The sequence below is a fragment of the Flavobacterium sp. genome (assembly GCF_052437795.1).
GTDB lineage: Bacteria > Bacteroidota > Bacteroidia > Flavobacteriales > Flavobacteriaceae > Flavobacterium.
The window spans coordinates 128,266-145,968 of sequence record NZ_JBQVPA010000001.1; the positions used below are offsets into that span (position 1 = coordinate 128,266).

Consider the following 17,703-nt stretch of genomic DNA (forward strand, 5'->3'; position numbering starts at 1 on the left):
AGCTTTGCATGTACTACATCAAATGATCTCCAAGCTGCCCGAAAATATGTGCGAAAGGTACTTTTGTTTCGTAGCCTTGCAGCAGGGCAGGGTCGGTAACCTGCATTGTAATGGTGTATTGCGGCCACTTGTCAAAAGCATAATGCGAGATCACCTCTTCGTTGCTTAAGCCGCCGAGGTCCGGAAATGGAATGTCGAGCGATCTTTCGACGCTGAAGTTGGCGATCACCAGGTCGGCGAGGTCCTTATGTTTCATGTAAACATCCCAGGTGTGGCTTACTCCGCGCTCTTTCATTTTTGCATTCAGCAGATCGCTAAGCGGCAGGCCTTCTTCAAATTGGTTGCTTCTCCATGTTTCAAAAGGCCTCATCAGGAACTGTAGCGCGCTGATCTTCGAGAAGAGGAATACCTGGTCATCTTCTTCCATTACCATGATCTTGAAAGTAATGGTGTCGCTGGAAATGGCGGCCTCGAAAATAACAGGATCACTCCATTTCAGCAATTTGCCGGGTGTCATAGGATACGATAATTTCTTGCGGATATTGAGCACCATCGGAGTCAGTTCCTTGCCGTCAATGTAGGTAGAGCCACAGCTCCCGTTGCCGCTACTGAACATACCCCAGTCGGTTTCCCTCCGGAACAAAATGCCATATTCTTTCTCTGTCATTACAAGTGTGCCTTCGTGCGTGCGCAGGGATCCGTCGCTTAGGTCGGTTATAACATTTGCGGTGTCAGGCTTGTAGCAGGATCGGCTGTAGGCCGGCATCCACAGAATGTCTTTATGGCTGTGCAAAAGATAGGAGGGGAATATATATTTCCATACCGGAATGAAACCCTCTCGTGATAACACAGGCGTAGAAGGGGAAACATCGTCATCCATTTCAGGGGCTTTCGGTTCGCAGGCATCATAGATTGAACAAGGGTCAAATGCGGCAGAGTCCCACCACCCGATGCCCTCCAAATGGGATATCCATGCAGGATGCGTCACTTCAATGTCGAGTGTGCCGGTAAGGTAGCCGTTCCTTTTTGGTTTTCCCAATTGCGATATGACAGAGCGTATAAATCCCCGGGCGTTCTCCTGCATCCATGAAGCGTTGAGAAGCAGGTCGAGATCCACCTCACGGCCCAACGGTGTAATGAAGTCTGCATTATGATGCAGCAGCATTAATGCGAAGCCGGGTGAGCCCGAAATATAATTGCTGTCGGGATGGATGACCTCGATAGCTAATTTGATATTTGTTCCCTGGTACTTAAGCACACTGACGTTATAAAGTGATGACATGCAATGAATGTTTTTGGTTATGGACGGCTAATATACGAAGCTGTCGCAATGCAATATCATACAGATCAACATTCGTATGTAAGAACCTGAAATACGCAGATCAACCTTATCACCTTATAAAATGTGAGTCATTGCTATGCAATTCAATAATATCTTAATAAATACAGTTACTGATTATAATATGTAGGAAAAAATACCAACGAAAACGTTTCCGTCCGACTTAACATTACCACATCAAATCGCAAATTATGCCTTGTAAAATGGCGAAAAGCAAATCTGTGGCGATCGGCATATGTGTAGTTACCGTAAAAATTCGGATCGTATAGTTTTTATATAGCAAAAGTTAAATATTTATAAAAAACATCGAATATTTTTACAAGCTACAAATTGTATGATTATGAAAAGAAAATTGCAATACCTTTTTGGAAAAACACATGTGCTCCTTTTGCTGCTGATCATTGGCACTGCCGATCTGGGTGCCCAGATACTTACCAATGGCAACTTCGAAAGCGGCGGCAGTGGGAATGGTTTTTTTGTACACGACTATACGCTGATAAACCCTGTGAACGGCACTAGCGTTCCGGGCTCTTACGCAAGGACGACCAACCCCGCTTTGATGAACACATCGTATATAGCCGGGGGCGACCATACAACAGGCACTGGTAACATGCTGGTGTTTGACGGCGCCAACCTTGCTAACCGTTTTTTTTGGACAACAGGAAGCACAGGTGGGGCAATAGGCGGATTTACAGCAGGTACGACCTACACCTTCAGCTTTTGGATAAAGTCGGTTTCCAATGCGGTTACTGCAGATGAGGCTACCAGGGCCAGTATAGGTGTTTTCTTTGTGAATGCAAGCAACGTAAATCCTGCCAACCTTAATTTCTTGGCACCATTGCCATCGGAAGGATGGGTAAAGGTAGAATACTCTTTCGTGGCTACGGCCAATAACGCGATGGTGCGCCTGAAGACCAACAATCCCGGCCCGATAGGGCATGATTTTGCTGTTGATGATTTTTCGATAACCGTGGGCGGCCTTCCGTTCGTAGGCTCATACACCTATACCAACCCAACCTGCCCGGACAGCAATGACGGTACCATTACTGTGGGCCTTACAGGAGGGACGCTTCCTTATACTTCTTATGTTTTGAGCGGCAGTGCCAGCCAAAGCAATAGTACCGGTGTTTTTGCAGGTTTGGATGAAGGTACATATAGCGTAACGGTTTCTGATTCTGACGGTGAGACTTTTACGCAAACCGGCATTGTGCTCGAAGCGCCTAACAGCATGCAGGTGAGTGCGCCGGTGACGATATGTCCGGGTGATTCAACTACGTTGTCGGTAACGGGAGGTACGGGAGCTTATACCTGGACAGCAAGCCCTGCAGACGCGTCGTTAACCGACCCGAACAGTGCAACGCCAACCGTTAGCCCTACTGTGACGACGACGTATACTGTAAACTCAGGTTCGCCTTCCGACCCGGTTAACCTTATCGGGAATGGCGATTTTTCGCAAGGCAATTCGCTGTTCAATACAGGATACACGCAGGTCGCCAACCCAAACCCGTTCGGGGTGCAGACTTCCTACAATATCGTGACCAACCCGAATGCCTGGTTTACGGCTTTTGCTTCGTGTGGCGATAATACTACCGGCACCGGAAATATGATGGTTTTTGACGGTGCGACCGACCCGTCGGGCAATGTGATAGCTTGGGGCAACCAAAACGCTGTGACGGTCGTACCCAATACGGATTATACGTTTTCCTACTACGTAGCTTCAGTTTCACCGGATAGCCCGGCAAGGCTTGAGGTTACCATCAATGGCGTTTCGCAGGGCCTTCCGGTATCGGCTCCGGGAACGACCTGCCTTTGGACACAGGTTTCCTACAACTGGAACTCGGGGTCGAACACCACCGCTAACTTTATTATTTATAACAGGAACTTTACCGACTACGGCAATGACTTTGCTTTGGACGATATTTCATTCAGGGAAACCGTTACGTGCCAGTACCAGGGTACAGTGACCGTAACGGTATCTTCTGGCGCTGTGCCAACTTTCAATGCTGTAGCGCCTATTTGTGCCGGCGAAACGCTTAGCCCACTGCCAATTATCTCAAACGAAGGTATTACCGGAACATGGTCGCCTTCGCTTGATAATACAGATACTACGCAGTATACCTTTACACCAACTGCCGGGCAGTGTGCAACGACAGCTACGCTTACCATTGTGGTGAATCCGGGTGCGGTAGTGCCGGCGTTCAATGCTGTAGTTCCTATTTGTGCCGGTGACGCGCTAAGCCCGTTGCCAACGACATCGACCAACGGCATTACAGGTACATGGTCACCTGCATTGGACAACACTGCGACAACACAATATACCTTTACGCCTGACGGGGGGCAGTGTGCTTCGGTAACAACACTGACTATCGTGGTAAACCAAAATAACACCATACCAACCTTTAATGCGGTAAGCCCTATTTGCGAAGGCGATGCACTGATCCCCCTTCCGACAGTTTCGGGCAATGGCATTACCGGGACATGGTCGCCCGCGCCTGACAATACCGCCACTACCCAATATACCTTTACGCCGAATGGTGGACAATGTGCCGTACCAACTACCCTGACCGTCATTGTAACGCCGCTGGCAACGCCAGCCTTCAATTCCGTTGCGCCTGTGTGTGCGGGCGATGCGATAGCAGCCTTGCCAACGGTTTCTGTCGATGGGATCACCGGAACCTGGTCGCCTTTACTGAACAACACCGCGACTACCACCTATACCTTCACGCCGGATGGTGGGCAATGTGCTCTGCCAACAACGCTTACCATTACAGTGAACCCAACAACTACACCTACATTTGCCGCAGTTGACCCTATCTGTTCAGGAGGAGCATTGGCAGCATTGCCAACAACATCTAACGAAGGTGTTGTAGGAACGTGGTCTCCGGCTTTGAACAATACCGCCACTACGACCTACACGTTTACACCAAATGCGGGGCAGTGTGCTGCCACAACCTCATTGACCATTACCGTAAATGAACTGCCGAACTTTACCATTGCCCAGGGATGTGAAGACGGAGGCTACACGCTCACAGCCATGGAGGATAATAACCTCAATTCACTGTACGCATGGTACAGCCCGGCGGGCCCACAGATAAGTTCTGAGGCTTCGGTAGTGATCACGGCCCCGGGTGTGTACGAACTTGTTATTACCCAAAACGGATGCAGCAATACTGAGACCGTGAATGTACTGTCAGCATCGTGCGGCGGCCTGATACAGAGGGGGATCTCTCCGAATAACGATGGCAGGAACGACTTTTTTGACCTTGCGGGATATAATGTGAAGCAATTGCAGATCTTTAACCGGTACGGAATGACCGTATACACAAAGTCCGATTACCAGAATGAATGGTATGGCCAAAGCGACAAGGGCGATGACCTGCCTGATGGAACGTACTTCTACGTGATCGACTTCGCCGACTCGGAAACTAAGACCGGCTGGATATACAGCCTCAGGGAACGATAGTAGTTTTTTATTTATATGAGGGGACCGCGGCAGTGATGCCGCGGTTTTTTTTATTTTTGCGGTAATTAACCAAGTTATGAAACAACTTTTTTTGATCGTTCTTATTGCACTTTCCTTTCAGGCATCTGCCCAAAAAAAATTGCCCATTATAAAAGCTGCATCCCCAAAAGCAGGGATTTATGAGAAGGGGAAGCATGCTGTGGAATGGACCCTGACCCCGGAGGCAAAGCCGGACGTGTATGTTACCAATAAGTTAGCGGCCCCTGCGATGATCATGCTTAAAACCGATTCTGATTCCATAGCATTCCGCATGAAGCCGGGGCAGAGAAGGGACTTTATCGTATTGCTCAACGGTAAGGATAGTTGTTATACCTCCTTCCAAAGCCCGGTAAATAAAGATCTCTCCAAAATAAAGCCGGCAGTACATGATACCATTCCGTTTGTCATGAACAGCCAGAATACCATTTATGTGAAAGCAATACTCAATGCCACAGACACCCTAAGCCTCAATTTTGACACAGGGACAACTGAATTGGTTTTGACGAAGGAGACATTGAAAAACAAAATAAGATCGGGTGTAAAGCTTTATAATACGCCACAATCATTGAAGATCGGCAGCAGGGACTATAGTGTAAACGCATACGATGCCGAAAAAACGGGCCACGATACCGATGGCCGTTTTGGCTGGGACCTTTTTGACGGCATGATCGTTGAGCTGAACTATGACAGGCGGCTGATGATCGTGCATTCGGAAATGCCGAAAAGCATTAAAAAAAATAAGGGGTATGCAAAGTTGAACATTACGTATTTCAGCCATATATTTTTTGTGGAGGGTACGTTGATACAAAGCGGCCGGAAAAATACCGACCTGTTCCTTTTTGATACAGGATACCAACGGACAGCAATGCTCGACAACGACCTGCTGAAGCAAAATGGCTTCCCCGCGGAAAAGATGGAGGTAATTAAAAAAGTGGTCATGTACGGCGCGCAGGGTAATGAAGTGCCGGTGATCACATCAAACCTCGAAGCCCTGAAGCTTGGGAAATATACATTGCCTGACGTCCCGGCACAACTTCTAACCACCAATAAGCCTTTGCGTGGTGCGAATATCCATCTGTTGGGTAATGAAGTGCTGAAGCGTTTTAATATCGTGCTGGACTTTCAGGAGAATATCGTTTACCTGAAGCCCAATGTGCATTTTACGGATGTATATATCGAGAAGGGGTAGGGTTTGCTAATTGGTGATATATCGCTTTTTTGGATTAAACTAAACGGAATACGTAAATTGTATTCCAAAATGAAAAGAGATGCAAGAGGAAAACAGTCCGAAGGAAAAAGCAATGCTGCACCCGCGGAATAAGAACAGGGAGCGCTATGACCTTGATGCCTTAACGGCCTGCGTTCCCGAACTGGCAGGATACGTTAAGCCAAATAAATTCGGCGATGCTTCGGTGGATTTTTCAAGCCCTGTTGCGGTAAAGCTCCTTAACAAGGCATTACTCAACCACTATTACGGGATAAAGAACTGGGAATTCCCGGACCAAAACCTGTGCCCGCCTGTACCAGGAAGGGCCGATCACATTCACTATATAGCCGATCTGCTTATAGAAAGCAATTTTGGCAGGATGCCGCCTTCGGATAGAGTCACCGGCCTTGATATCGGGGTGGGTGCCAGCTGCATCTATCCGATCTTAGGCGTTACGGAATATGGCTGGAATTTTATCGCGTCAGATATTGATGCCAGGTCCATTGCGTCTTCAAAAGCGATCGTAGCTGCCGATCCATCATTAAAAGATAAAATTGAATGCAGGTTGCAGTCTAACCCCAAAGCCATTTTTAAGGGCATTGTAGGTGCAGATGAAAGGATCGATATCACGTTATGCAATCCGCCATTCCATGCCTCGGCAGATGATGCGCAAAAAGGTACGCGGCGAAAGGTAAAGAACCTTTCAGGGAAAAGGGATAACACACCCGAACTCAATTTCGCGGGATTGAGCAACGAGCTTATTTGCGAAGGAGGCGAGAGCAGGTTTATCCACAGCATGGTTACAGAGAGTCAAGCCTTTGGCAGGAATGTCTACTGGTTTACGACTTTGGTTTCCAAGGCTTCGAACCTGAAAGGTATTTATAAAACGCTGGCAGATGTCAAAGCCGTGCAGGTTAAAACCATACCCATGGGGACGGGCAATAAATCCACACGCATCGTGGCCTGGAGCTTTCTTGATAAGGAAGAGCAGAAAGTGTGGAGGGAAAGGTGGAGGAAATAATAGATCCCCTAATTTAAAATTCGTTTAAAATTCCCTAAACAACTTGCGCAACCAAATAATTGCATATATATTTGCAACTGAATGATTGCGTAAAATGAATCGTTATTATGAGAAGGGATATATTCCAAGCTATAGCCGACCCCACACGAAGGGCAATACTGACCCTGATTGCCGCGCAGGCCATGACCCCCAACGCCATTGCAGAGCATTTTGACAGCACAAGGCAGGCAGTGTCCAAGCACCTTAAGATACTGGCCGAATGCGACCTGTTGCAGCAGGAGCAGCGTGGCAGGGAGATCTATTATAAACTTGAGATTGACAAAATGAAGGAGATCGATAAATGGCTTGAGCAGTTCCGTAAGATCTGGGAAACAAGATTCGATCAGCTTGATGATTTATTAGACAAACTAAAAAACAATAGACCATGAAAAATTTGAATTTTGATTTTACCGTAAACAAGGAGACGAATACGGTTCATGTAACAAAAGATTTTAACGCCGGTTCGGCTTTGGTATGGGATGTTTTTACCAAGTCGGAACTGCTCGACCAGTGGTGGGCACCGCAGCCATGGAAGTCGGAAACAAAGTCAATGGACTTTACCGAAGGCGGCCGCAGGCTGTACGCGATGGTTGGCCCGGAAGGGGAGAGGCACTGGGCCATTGCTGATTTTACCTCCATCACGCCTAAGACCAACTTTAAATACCTTGACGCTTTTACCGATGCAGACGGCAACCTGAACGACGAAATGCCACGATCCGACTGGAACCTGGATTTCATCGACAAAGGCGAAACTTCCACGGTTGACATTCAGATCAGGCATAAAGATCTGGCCGACCTGGAAATGATCATCCAGTTGGGCTTCAAAGAAGGCTTCAGCATGACTATGAAAAGCCTTGACGAACTACTTGAGAAACTGAAAGAATAACCAGCCATGGAAAATTTGAATTTCGATCTTACCGTAAACAAGGAAACTTGTTCGGTGCACATAACGAGGGATTTTAATGCCGGTGCGGCTTTGGTGTGGGATGTTTTCACCAAGCCGGAACTGCTCGACCAGTGGTGGGCACCGCAGCCATGGAAGTCGGAAACAAAGTCAATGGACTTTACCGAAGGCGGCCGCAGGCTGTACGCGATGGTTGGCCCGGAAGGGCAGAAGCATTGGGGCGTGCAGGAATATACTTCGATCACACCAAAAACCAATTTCAGGCAGGTGAACGCTTTTAGTGATGAAGAGGGGAATGTAGGTGAGGATATGCCAAAGTCGGACTGGAACCTTGATTTTTCCGATAAAGGTAAAATGACTACCGTTGATATTGAAATTAAGCATAAAAACCTGGCCAACCTCGAAATGATGCTGCAAATGGGCTTTAAGGAAGGATTTACCATGACCCTCAACAGCCTTGATGAGCTATTGGACAAGCTTAAGAAGTAATTAGTGCCTCTGCAGAAATATTCAACTACATAGATACATAGGTTTAGCTACAAAGTTAAAGGTGGGGATAAGTTGCACAAAGCAGGAGCTTCGCTTCACTATGTGCGTATATGTTGCTTTTCTTATTAAAAAGTACCATGAGTCTATGTGCCTATGTGCCTATGTGGTTAATCTTAAAATGGCTAAAAATCCCCCTCCATTTGGCTGTAGCGCACCCTTTCGTTTCTAAAAGTTTGCCCTTGCTTTGTAATAACAAATAAACTAAAAACAATAAACTATGGGAAAGATAACCGTACAGGCTACCATAGCCGCAGACAGGGAAAAAGTTTGGGATCATTATACCGATCCTGGGCACATCGTGAACTGGAATTTCGCATCGCCCGACTGGCATTGCCCAAGCGCGGAGAATGATATGCGCACAGGCGGGACTTACAAAGCACGCATGGAGGCGAAGGACGGTAGTTTTGGCTTTGATTTTGAAGCCATCTATGATGAAATAGTTCCAAATGAAAAATTCACCTACTCGTTTGGTGGGAGGTCAAGCACCGTGACTTTTGAAGACGCGGATGGCAAAACATTGGTAACAGTTGTTTTCGATGCCGAGACCGAGCATCCGGAAGAATTCCAGAAACGGGGGTGGCAGGCGATACTGGATAATTTTAAGGATTACACAGAGAGCCATTAAGCTGACTGACATTAAAAGCAAAAAACCGCAACTGACACAGCTGCGGTTTTTTTATTGATGGTTGGTTTGGTTTATTGTTTAATGATCTTCACCGTTTTTGAAGCTTTGTCGGTGCTGATCTTCACGAAGTAGCTCCCATCCGGAAAGGCACCCATGTCGATCTGGCCTTCATTGCTGTTAATGGTTTTGGCAACTACGATCTGCCCAAGCATGTTATGCACTTCAACAGACGTAATGCTTTCACCTCCGCTGATGTTCAGTATGCCGCTTACAGGGTTAGGGTAGGCTTTGATATTGGAGAGGGTAAAGCTGCCTGAACCAAGGTTGCCTGTAATGGTGATGGTGATCTCATCGAACTTTGTAGGGTCGCTGACAGATGCTGCACGGATCACTATGGTGCCATCACCTGTCGCAGTAACGAGCCCGTCTGCGCCAAGAGTGGCAAATTCACTGCCGCTTACTATCGACCATACAACATCCTGGTCGGCACCTGACGGATTTACCACTGCCTCCAGCTGCAATGTTCCGCCATCGGTAGTGATGGTAGCGGGTACGCCGCCTTGTGTAGTTACGTCTACGCTTTCTGCGGCGATCACAAAGTTGACCACTACATCGATGATGTCGGTTTTCGTAGGGTCGGCTACCGATGTTGCCTGTATGGTCACAATGCCATTGGCAGTTCCGGTTACTACTCCTGTGGCGCTCACCGAAGCAAAAGCCGAACCGGCCACGACCGACCACGTAACTTCCTGGCTGGCCCCTGAAGGGTTTACAGTAGCTACAAGCTGAAGCGTGCCACCCTGTGTAGTGATCTCGGCAGGTACGTTGCCCTGGGTTGAAATTACCACATCGGTAACAGGTACTACAATGGCAATTATGATCGTTATATTGTCAAATTTCGTTGGGTCGGCCACCGAAGTCGCTCGGATGACAACCGTACCGTCCGCAACAGCCGTTACCAGTCCGTCAGCGCCTAATGTTGCAGAACTTCCGCCGCTTACCACCGACCATGTTACATCTTGGTCGGCTCCCGCCGGATTAACTACAGCTTCCAGTTGAAGTGTTCCGCCCTGGGTGGTGATCTCAGCCGGCACACCGCCTTCTGTAGTTACGTCCACGCCTGTTACAGCTATTTCAGCATTGATCAGTACATCGATGATGTCGTTTTTTGTTGGGTCGGCTACCGATGTTGCCTGCACGGTAACAATTCCGTTCGCAATGGCAGTTACTACTCCCGTTGCGCTTACCGAAGCAAAATCGCTCCCCGCAGCTACCGACCATGTTACAGCCTGGTTGGCGCCTGATGGGTTAACGGTGGCAACAAGCTGTAAGGTTCCGCCGATAGTGCTGATTTCTGCCGGTACGCTGCCCTGTGTGGTGATCACCACATCAGTCACTGCCGGAGGTATATTTACGGTAATTACAATGTCGTCAAACTTGGTCGGGTCCTCTACAGATGCAGCCCTTACAGTAACGGTCCCGTTCGCGGTGGCAGTTACTACTCCCGAAGCGTTCACTGAAGCCGGGCCGCTTACTACCGACCATGTTACTGCCTGGTTGGCATTGGCCGGGTTTACAGTGGCTACAAGCGGTAATGTACCTCCTATGGTAGTGATCGTTGCGGGAACGCCGCCTTGTGTAGTTACATCTACGCTGGTCACGGCAACTGTACCCGCCGTGCCACTTACCACGACCTGGTCTACCAGTGTAGAGTAGCCATAATCGGTACGGCACTGTATGGCGATCTGGTAGGTAGATGAAGGGTTGGGCAGGGCGATGCTTCCTGAAGGTGTCCAGGTAGTGATGTCACTGTGGTATTCCTGCAATTGCACCCACGCGCTTGCAGGCGAAGTGCGGTACCAAATGGTTAGCCAGTTTTGGTCAGGGCTCCAAAACGGATTTACGTAAACGAAGTTGAGCGTTACATTGCTCATCCCTGTCAGGTCCAGAGTAGGGCTTACTAGTTTTGTAGTGTCAAAATTGTGCGAATCTCCGGGAAAATTTGCAAAGTTGCCATCGTATGGGTCCAGGTTATAGCTTCCGGTCGATGCATCTTCGGTGAATGTCCACGACATATTGTTCACTTCATAGATCTGTGTCCAGTACTGTAATGTGGTGGAATTGGAGTTGAAAGTTTCCGTGAACGGAAAGGAAGTGATGATCTGTGCCTGCGATCCGGTCGCTGATAGCAGTAAGAGCGAAAGTACGACCAGCCGGTTGGCTAACTGACGTACAGCAATGGATAGTTGTAATTTTCTTTTCATGATTCAAATCTGTTTTAATTGGATGTATGAGCTCTTTAACAAATTCGATTAAATATTCAAAAATATTTAACAATAATGATACAACAGATTAAAAAACGAATACCCTACCTGTTTGGTAGATTTTTTTAATCTATTTCCTATAAAATTTAACTTTTAGCCTTCGAGATCAAATTCTCAACCAAAGCTTTCAAATTCTAAATAGAAGGTTCCATCTGCCCATATTTCATTTTACGCTTAGGCATGATAGGTAATTTTGCTAAAAATAGAAATGCCACGAATTAATATGTGCTGGTAATGAGGAAAAAGTCAGTAATTTTTTTGATAGTCCTGGCCTTAGCGCTTGCAGGGTTTGGTTTTTATAAATTTTACCTGTACAAGCCGGCAAGGGATGTGGGCAGCGAAGTAGCATCGTATGCTGTGGATGCGGGCCGGTTTGTTAAGGAGTATGCAAAAGACCCTGCAACAGCAGATACGAAATACCTGAATGAGGTCATAGAAATAAAAGGTAAGATAACTGCAGCCGCAGATTCGCTTGTTACGGTCGACTCGCTGGTAGTGTGCGGTTTTGACAGCCTCCCGGCCAAAAAGGAAGTCGGGGATGCTGTAATGATCAAGGGACGCTGCATAGGCTATGATGAGCTTTTTGGGGAAGTGAAGCTGGACCAATGCACTATTAAAGAATAACACACGATACATGAGAATATTTTTGCTTGCCATATGCCTTATGGGCATTACGATCTCCCGGGCGCAGGACGACGGCCTGCTTACCGAACTTGATTCGACCGCTGTCGATGATAATTATGCCACTGCCGTATTTAAGGGGCTGCAGGTAGTAACGCTGCAAACCACGAAGATGCCTGCCAAAAAAGAGTTTTATTTTGTGGTGTCGCACAGGTTCGGCTCGGTAAAGGACGGTATATCCGAGTTTTTCGGGTTCGATATGGCTACCACCAAGATAGGGGGGATTTACGGTGTTACCGACTGGCTGGCCGTGAGCGCGTCGAGGCATACCATGCTAAAAGTGTACGAAACAAGCCTCAAATACAGGCTGGCAAGGCAGGGTAACTCGTTCCCTGTAGACATTGTGGGGTACAATACAATAGATATCAATACTTTTCTTGATGAGGATGATTACCCTAAGCTGGAATTTGCCGACAGGCTTTCCTATATCAGCCAGGTAATTGTTTCGAGAAAGTTTTCGGACAGGTTTTCATTAGAGCTTGTGCCGTCGTTCATTCACAAAAACCTGTACGACCCAGCCATTGAGAACGATAACCAGTTTTCCCTTGGGTCCGGCGCAAGGATGAAGCTGACCAAAAGACTGGCGCTCAACCTGGAGTATGCGTATAATTTTGATAAGCCGGACTTTTATAAGAACCCGTTGTCAGTTGGGTTGGATGTAGAAACAGGAGGGCATATCTTTCAATTGCTGTTCACAAACTCGCAGTCGATGACCGAGGCTGGTTACCTTACACACGCGTCGGGCGACTGGGGTGATGGCGATTTTTTCTTTGGGTTTAACTTATACAGGGTCTTTTAACATGAAGAGGATAATGAAATATATGGCAGTCCCTGCATTGGCAATGGCGTTGCTCAGCTGCGAATCGAATACGTATGAAGACCTGCAGGACAACCCTGTGGTTGAGGGTAACGTGACCTACGAACAGCACGTAAAACCGATAATCGCGGCCAACTGCCTCAGCTGCCACGGCGATGGAGGCGTGTCATCTTTCAGGCCGCTGGGTACATATGCCGAGTTGAAGGATGCGATACAGAATACCAACCTGCTCGACAGGATACAACGCCAAAACGGCGAGCCCGGGCTAATGCCCCAAACGGGAAGGATGCCGCAGTCCAATATCAATATGATCGTGGAGTGGAACATGGACGGATTATTGGAAAATTAAAATATATACTGACCCAACCTGCAAGGTTTCAAAGATCTTGAAGGTTAAAAAACAAATCTGATGAAAAAGATCGAAACCTATATCATTTTGCTCCTGGTGATCATACCTGCCGTAGTTTTTGGGCAGAAATACAATACCCGTGCAGGCATATTAAAGTTTGAAGCCTCGGTGCCATCGTTTGAAGAAGTTGCTGCCGAGAATAAGACAGCTTCGGCGGCACTTGATGCTGCTACCGGCGAAATAGCAGTGCTGGCCCCTATGAAAGGCTTCCGTTTTAAGGTGGCGCTGATGGAAGAGCATTTTAACGAAAGCTATGCCGAAACCGGCAAATATCCAAAAGCAACGTTCAAAGGGAAGATCGAGGGATTTGACGCTGCAAAGTTGACCGCCACCCCACAGTCACTTACCATTACGGGCGACCTTACCCTTCATGGAAAGACAAAAAAGATAACCGATACGGCAAAAATTTCGAAGTCGGGCAATACCATTGTCATGACCGGTGACTTTGAGGTAAAGCCGGGTGATTTTGACATTGAGATACCAAGCGTGATCAGCAAAAAGATAGCTGATAAAGTGAGCATTTCTTATAACCTGTCATTAAACAAATAAAGATATGAGCCGAATGCTATTTTTCTTCGCCATGTGCATATGCACATTTTGCCATGCCCAGACACCGCCGGCCAAAGATGTGTTCGATACCGCACGCCGTGGTACCGTAGACGAAATGAAAGCGCTAATGATGGTAAATAAGGATACAATAAATGCCGTAAACAATATGGGATTTACCCCGCTTATCCTGGCCTGCTACAGGGGCAATACCGAGGTGGCAGAATTCCTTATCAAAACGGTCAGGAATGTGGATCATGATAGTTCCAGCGGAACGGCTTTGGCGGCGGTGGCAGTAAAAGGCAATGCACGCCTGGCAAAAGCCCTGCTTGAAAGGGGAGCCAACCCTAACGTTGCCGACCCGGGCGGAATGACACCGCTCATTTATGCCACACAGTTTGAAAATGTCGAGCTCATGAAATTGCTCATCAGCTACAAGGCCGATAAGAAAAAGACAGACAAGGAGGGAAAGACCCCATACGATTATGCAGTTTTTACCAAGAATGAAGAAGTCATTAACCTATTAAAAAAATAAGCATGAAAAAATTATTACTCTGCACTGCGTTCCTGCTGTCGGCAATGGGCCTTTTTGCCCAAAGCAAGACAACAGGTGTAGTGAACCTGACGGCAGGCATGACAGCTAAACTCGACCTGAACAATACTACTGCCACTGCCACGCTTACGCTTACCGGTCCGTCCGACAGGTGGTTCGCGCTGCAGTTCGGTTCATTTTCTAATGGCGGCGGAATGGGCAGCGGCCAGGACCTTGTATACTACAATGGGACTACGCTGGTAGACGCGGTGCACAATGGCATAGGCGTTACCCCTTCATCGGACGGCACGAACAACTGGACCGTGACATCGAATACGGTAGCTGGCGGCACCAGAACAGTTGTAGCGACAAGGGCATTTAACACCGGGGGCGCGGAAGATCATACCTTTGTTTACAGCAATAATGACATTGACTTTGCGTATGCAAAAAGTGCTTCGGCATCCTATGGACTAGCCTATCATGGCGCGGGCAACAGGGGTTATGCCCTGAACAGGACATTCAGCTGCATCCCGCCTTCCGATCCAACAGCTTCGGCACAATCATTTTGCGCGGGCGCAACAGTGGCCGATCTTACTGCTACAGGCGGCGCAGGCGCAACGTTCAAATGGTATGCGGCAGCAACTGGAGGATCTGTACTGGCAGGCACTACCGCGCTTACGAATACGACCTATTACGTTTCGCAAACCATTGATGCCTGCGAAAGCCCCAGGGTTGCAGTTGCGGTAACCATAAATACTGTAGCCCAGCCATCGGCGAATGCCACACAGCAGTTCTGCTCCGAATCTACCGTGGCCAACCTTGCTGCTACAGGTACAGGCACCATTAACTGGTATAATGTGTCTAACGGCGGATCTCCGCTCGCGGGAACAACTGTGCTTAGTGCCGGCAACTATTATGTATCGCAAACAGTTGGGTCGTGCGAAAGTGCCAGGTTTGCGGTTGCGGTTAGCTATACAACGCTTGCAATGCCTACCACGGACGATACCACACCGGAATATTGCGGAGGGTCGAATGTCTTTGATCTGTCAGCGAACACTGTTCCGGATGGTGCCATACATTGGTATGCGGACAGTACAGGGGGAATCGAACTGGATGGCTATACAGTGCTTGTGAACGGGACAACTTACTACGCAGAGCAGACGCTTGGCAACTGCGTAAGCAACAGGCTTGCCATAACAGTAACGGTAAACACGATCGCACCTCCGGCCACAGCAGATGATACACAGTCTTTTTGCGCGGGTACGACCCTTGCCGATCTTGAATTTGACAGCATGAACGGCGCAACGGTAAACCTTCGTGAAACCATTGGTGGGAACATTTTGCCAGCAACTACGGTTATGACCGATGGTGCTGTCTATAATGTATCGCAGGTCGTAGATGGCTGCGAGAGCGTGCCGCTTCAGATCACAGTAACTATCAATGCCATACCTGCAGCGCCGGGCGGTAATGAAGAACAGGATTTTACTACCGGTGAAACCATTGGCGACCTTCAAATTTCAGTATTGATAGGTGCAACGATAAAGTGGTACATGCTCGATGATGAAGGTGATATGGTCGAAGTGCCAATGAACACACCGCTTATGGATGGAGAAATGTACCATGTGACCCAAACCATTAACGGCTGCGAAAGCGAAATGCTGATGGTAGTGGTAAATGAGATATTGGGTAATTCGGAATTTGAATTGAAAAACCTTAAGGCATGGCCAAACCCTGTAAGCGATGTGCTGACGGTAAGTAATGCCGCGCCATTATCGGAAATTGGGGTGTATAATCTTTTAGGCCAGAAGCTCATTTCGCAGAAAGCGGAAGGCGAAAGCGCTGAGGTTAATGTATCCGCGCTACCGGCCGGAAGCTATATGGTAAAAGTCATTACTGCCAAAGGAAGTTCGGCCTTGCTGAAAATAATGAAGCAGTGATATTTAGATAACTAGTTGGTTTTTTTAGGAAAGGGGTTAGCTTCGACGTGAAGCGCCCCTTTCTGCTTATTTGTGGCTACAGTATTTTTCTATTGCCGCAGCGCTTTTTTTATCACCTAAATCATAGGCTTTATGGAGATCTTCGCAGCCTTCCTCTGTAAAACCTATTTTAATTTTGCTGATACCGCGATTGTTGTATGCTTCAGCAAGGCCGGGATTAATTTGTATCGCCAGGTTATAATCGGTTATCGCCTCTTCATGTTTACCCTGTATGCATTTACAGATACCCCTGTTGTTATAAGCATTGTCCTGTGAAGCATTTATACTAATTGCTTTGTCAAGATCCTTTATGGCTTCCGGAAACAACATGACCTCCATTTTTGAAAGTCCGCGGTTATAGTATGCTTTAAAATTAGCAGGGTCAAGGGCAATGTTTTTATCATAGTCGGAAATTGCCTCTTCAAAGTCAAAATGATCTTGCCTTATACCGCCACGCTTGTAGAAGAATTCTGCAGTCGTGGAGTCATTTGCCTTATTGAATTCCTCGATAGTTGTTTGATAGTCTTTACTGCTATTTTCATTTAGTGCCAACTGGCAATGAGCTGTTACTACAGTGAATAGTAAGGTTATTAAGCAGGCTGTTTTTGCATAAAAATTTAGTTTTTTATAAATGTAGAGATCATGCAAATAGGTTTAACCATCTCTTTAACATTTGTTGATGTAGGAAATTTAGATATAAACTGTAGGTTTGCATTTTAAACGCTTACAGATGAAGTTTTTGCCTTTCATAATTTTATTACTGTTCACAAAACCAGGCTCCGAATTGGTTTCCATCCGTCAACAATACATTGATGCCGCCACTTCCGAAAGCAGTGCCAATGAATTTCATGACGAAATGAAAGACCTGAAAGCCAACGGCAGCAATCATACCCTGATGGCTTATAAAGCAGCATCCATAGTGCTATTGGCAAAATACGAGAGCGGGCTCATTACCAAGACAAGGCTTTTTAACCGTGGTACTGACATGCTTGAAGAAACTATTGAAAAAGACCCCAACAACTACGAGGCCCGCCTGATACGCCTCAACATACAGGACAATGTGCCGTGGATCACCGGCTATACCTCCGACCTCAAAAAAGACAAGGCCTTCCTCATAAAAAATTATGCAAAGCAGGAAGCAGGACTTAAGGACTTCGCTAAAAAATATGCCCAGCGATCGGAAGCTTTTTCGAAAAAGGAAAAGGCGATGTTCGATTAACGGAATATAGTGC

The 17,703-nt window shown here is 47.2% G+C and carries 17 protein-coding genes; 14 read left to right on the forward strand and 3 right to left on the reverse strand.

Annotated elements, in window-relative coordinates; genetic code table 11:
• Positions 1-13 precede the first annotated feature (13 nt).
• Positions 14-1,282 (reverse strand): hypothetical protein, encoded by a 1,269-nt coding sequence (locus ACT6R0_RS00660; RefSeq protein ID WP_444650356.1) that lies wholly within the window; start codon positions 1,280-1,282, stop codon positions 14-16.
• A 397-nt stretch (positions 1,283-1,679) separates the two neighbouring features.
• Between ACT6R0_RS00660 and ACT6R0_RS00665 the strand changes: the two genes are divergently transcribed.
• The 7 genes from ACT6R0_RS00665 (at position 1,680) to ACT6R0_RS00695 (ending at position 9,186) form a co-directional block, all read left to right on the forward strand.
• Positions 1,680-4,802, forward strand: a complete 3,123-nt coding sequence (locus ACT6R0_RS00665) for a T9SS type B sorting domain-containing protein (protein ID WP_444650358.1) — start codon at positions 1,680-1,682, stop codon at positions 4,800-4,802.
• Positions 4,803-4,878: 76 nt separating this feature from the next.
• A complete protein-coding gene (locus ACT6R0_RS00670; protein ID WP_444650360.1) occupies positions 4,879-6,030 on the forward strand; it encodes a hypothetical protein in 1,152 nt (383 codons plus the stop codon).
• Between the two features lie 79 nt (positions 6,031-6,109).
• Positions 6,110-7,069, forward strand: a complete 960-nt coding sequence (gene rlmF, locus ACT6R0_RS00675) for a 23S rRNA (adenine(1618)-N(6))-methyltransferase RlmF (protein ID WP_444650362.1) — start codon at positions 6,110-6,112, stop codon at positions 7,067-7,069.
• 107 nt (positions 7,070-7,176) lie between these two features.
• The gene (locus ACT6R0_RS00680) at positions 7,177-7,497 is read left to right on the forward strand and encodes an ArsR/SmtB family transcription factor (RefSeq protein ID WP_444650364.1); all 321 of its coding nucleotides are present in this window, start codon (positions 7,177-7,179) and stop codon (positions 7,495-7,497) included.
• Entirely contained in the window at positions 7,494-7,994 is a 501-nt protein-coding gene (locus tag ACT6R0_RS00685) for an SRPBCC family protein (RefSeq protein ID WP_444650366.1), read from the forward strand. The genes ACT6R0_RS00680 and ACT6R0_RS00685 overlap by 4 nt, the downstream gene beginning before the upstream one ends.
• Positions 7,995-8,000: 6 nt before the next feature.
• Positions 8,001-8,501 carry an SRPBCC family protein gene (locus ACT6R0_RS00690; RefSeq protein WP_444650368.1) on the forward strand — a complete coding sequence of 167 codons (501 nt, stop codon included), beginning with the start codon at positions 8,001-8,003 and terminating at the stop codon, positions 8,499-8,501.
• Between the two features lie 277 nt (positions 8,502-8,778).
• Complete coding sequence (locus tag ACT6R0_RS00695) at positions 8,779-9,186, forward strand: SRPBCC family protein (protein ID WP_444650370.1); 408 nt, start codon at positions 8,779-8,781, stop codon at positions 9,184-9,186.
• A 71-nt stretch (positions 9,187-9,257) separates the two neighbouring features.
• Here ACT6R0_RS00695 and ACT6R0_RS00700 read toward each other — a convergent pair whose 3' ends face one another.
• Entirely contained in the window at positions 9,258-11,450 is a 2,193-nt protein-coding gene (locus ACT6R0_RS00700; RefSeq protein ID WP_444650372.1) for a T9SS type A sorting domain-containing protein, read from the reverse strand.
• A gap of 294 nt (positions 11,451-11,744) precedes the next feature.
• Between ACT6R0_RS00700 and ACT6R0_RS00705 the strand changes: the two genes are divergently transcribed.
• Genes ACT6R0_RS00705 through ACT6R0_RS00730 form a run of 6 tightly spaced genes read left to right on the forward strand, consistent with a single transcriptional unit; the run spans position 11,745 to position 16,432 of the window.
• Positions 11,745-12,134: an OB-fold protein gene (locus ACT6R0_RS00705; protein WP_444650374.1), complete on the forward strand. Its 390-nt coding sequence runs from the start codon at positions 11,745-11,747 to the stop codon at positions 12,132-12,134.
• Positions 12,135-12,144: 10 nt separating this feature from the next.
• Positions 12,145-12,990 (forward strand): DUF5777 family beta-barrel protein, encoded by an 846-nt coding sequence (locus ACT6R0_RS00710; protein WP_444650376.1) that lies wholly within the window; start codon positions 12,145-12,147, stop codon positions 12,988-12,990.
• Between the two features lie 13 nt (positions 12,991-13,003).
• On the forward strand, positions 13,004-13,357 hold the full coding sequence (locus ACT6R0_RS00715; RefSeq protein ID WP_444655674.1) for a c-type cytochrome: 354 nt from the start codon (positions 13,004-13,006) through the stop codon (positions 13,355-13,357).
• Between the two features lie 60 nt (positions 13,358-13,417).
• Positions 13,418-13,966, forward strand: coding sequence for a YceI family protein (locus ACT6R0_RS00720; protein WP_444650380.1), 549 nt, complete (start codon positions 13,418-13,420; stop codon positions 13,964-13,966).
• A gap of 4 nt (positions 13,967-13,970) precedes the next feature.
• Positions 13,971-14,498 carry an ankyrin repeat domain-containing protein gene (locus tag ACT6R0_RS00725; protein WP_444650382.1) on the forward strand — a complete coding sequence of 176 codons (528 nt, stop codon included), beginning with the start codon at positions 13,971-13,973 and terminating at the stop codon, positions 14,496-14,498.
• Positions 14,499-14,500: 2 nt separating this feature from the next.
• Entirely contained in the window at positions 14,501-16,432 is a 1,932-nt protein-coding gene (locus tag ACT6R0_RS00730) for an Ig-like domain-containing protein (protein WP_444650384.1), read from the forward strand.
• A 66-nt stretch (positions 16,433-16,498) separates the two neighbouring features.
• Here the strand turns inward: ACT6R0_RS00730 and ACT6R0_RS00735 are convergent, their stop codons facing one another.
• Positions 16,499-17,023, reverse strand: coding sequence for a tetratricopeptide repeat protein (locus ACT6R0_RS00735; protein WP_444650386.1), 525 nt, complete (start codon positions 17,021-17,023; stop codon positions 16,499-16,501).
• A gap of 178 nt (positions 17,024-17,201) precedes the next feature.
• Between ACT6R0_RS00735 and ACT6R0_RS00740 the strand changes: the two genes are divergently transcribed.
• Complete coding sequence (locus ACT6R0_RS00740; protein ID WP_444650388.1) at positions 17,202-17,690, forward strand: hypothetical protein; 489 nt, start codon at positions 17,202-17,204, stop codon at positions 17,688-17,690.
• Positions 17,691-17,703: the final 13 nt, after the last annotated feature.

What these genes read in the sequence shown, in the direction of transcription:
- ACT6R0_RS00660 (WP_444650356.1), bottom strand. Translation starts at nt 1,282, where the DNA reads ATGTCATCACTTTATAACGTCAGTGTGCTTAAGTACCAGGGAACAAAT.
- ACT6R0_RS00665 (WP_444650358.1), top strand. Translation starts at nt 1,680, where the DNA reads ATGAAAAGAAAATTGCAATACCTTTTTGGAAAAACACATGTGCTCCTT.
- ACT6R0_RS00670 (WP_444650360.1), top strand. Translation starts at nt 4,879, where the DNA reads ATGAAACAACTTTTTTTGATCGTTCTTATTGCACTTTCCTTTCAGGCA.
- rlmF (WP_444650362.1), top strand. Translation starts at nt 6,110, where the DNA reads ATGCAAGAGGAAAACAGTCCGAAGGAAAAAGCAATGCTGCACCCGCGG.
- ACT6R0_RS00680 (WP_444650364.1), top strand. Translation starts at nt 7,177, where the DNA reads ATGAGAAGGGATATATTCCAAGCTATAGCCGACCCCACACGAAGGGCA.
- ACT6R0_RS00685 (WP_444650366.1), top strand. Translation starts at nt 7,494, where the DNA reads ATGAAAAATTTGAATTTTGATTTTACCGTAAACAAGGAGACGAATACG.
- ACT6R0_RS00690 (WP_444650368.1), top strand. Translation starts at nt 8,001, where the DNA reads ATGGAAAATTTGAATTTCGATCTTACCGTAAACAAGGAAACTTGTTCG.
- ACT6R0_RS00695 (WP_444650370.1), top strand. Translation starts at nt 8,779, where the DNA reads ATGGGAAAGATAACCGTACAGGCTACCATAGCCGCAGACAGGGAAAAA.
- ACT6R0_RS00700 (WP_444650372.1), bottom strand. Translation starts at nt 11,450, where the DNA reads ATGAAAAGAAAATTACAACTATCCATTGCTGTACGTCAGTTAGCCAAC.
- ACT6R0_RS00705 (WP_444650374.1), top strand. Translation starts at nt 11,745, where the DNA reads ATGAGGAAAAAGTCAGTAATTTTTTTGATAGTCCTGGCCTTAGCGCTT.
- ACT6R0_RS00710 (WP_444650376.1), top strand. Translation starts at nt 12,145, where the DNA reads ATGAGAATATTTTTGCTTGCCATATGCCTTATGGGCATTACGATCTCC.
- ACT6R0_RS00715 (WP_444655674.1), top strand. Translation starts at nt 13,004, where the DNA reads ATGAAATATATGGCAGTCCCTGCATTGGCAATGGCGTTGCTCAGCTGC.
- ACT6R0_RS00720 (WP_444650380.1), top strand. Translation starts at nt 13,418, where the DNA reads ATGAAAAAGATCGAAACCTATATCATTTTGCTCCTGGTGATCATACCT.
- ACT6R0_RS00725 (WP_444650382.1), top strand. Translation starts at nt 13,971, where the DNA reads ATGAGCCGAATGCTATTTTTCTTCGCCATGTGCATATGCACATTTTGC.
- ACT6R0_RS00730 (WP_444650384.1), top strand. Translation starts at nt 14,501, where the DNA reads ATGAAAAAATTATTACTCTGCACTGCGTTCCTGCTGTCGGCAATGGGC.
- ACT6R0_RS00740 (WP_444650388.1), top strand. Translation starts at nt 17,202, where the DNA reads ATGAAGTTTTTGCCTTTCATAATTTTATTACTGTTCACAAAACCAGGC.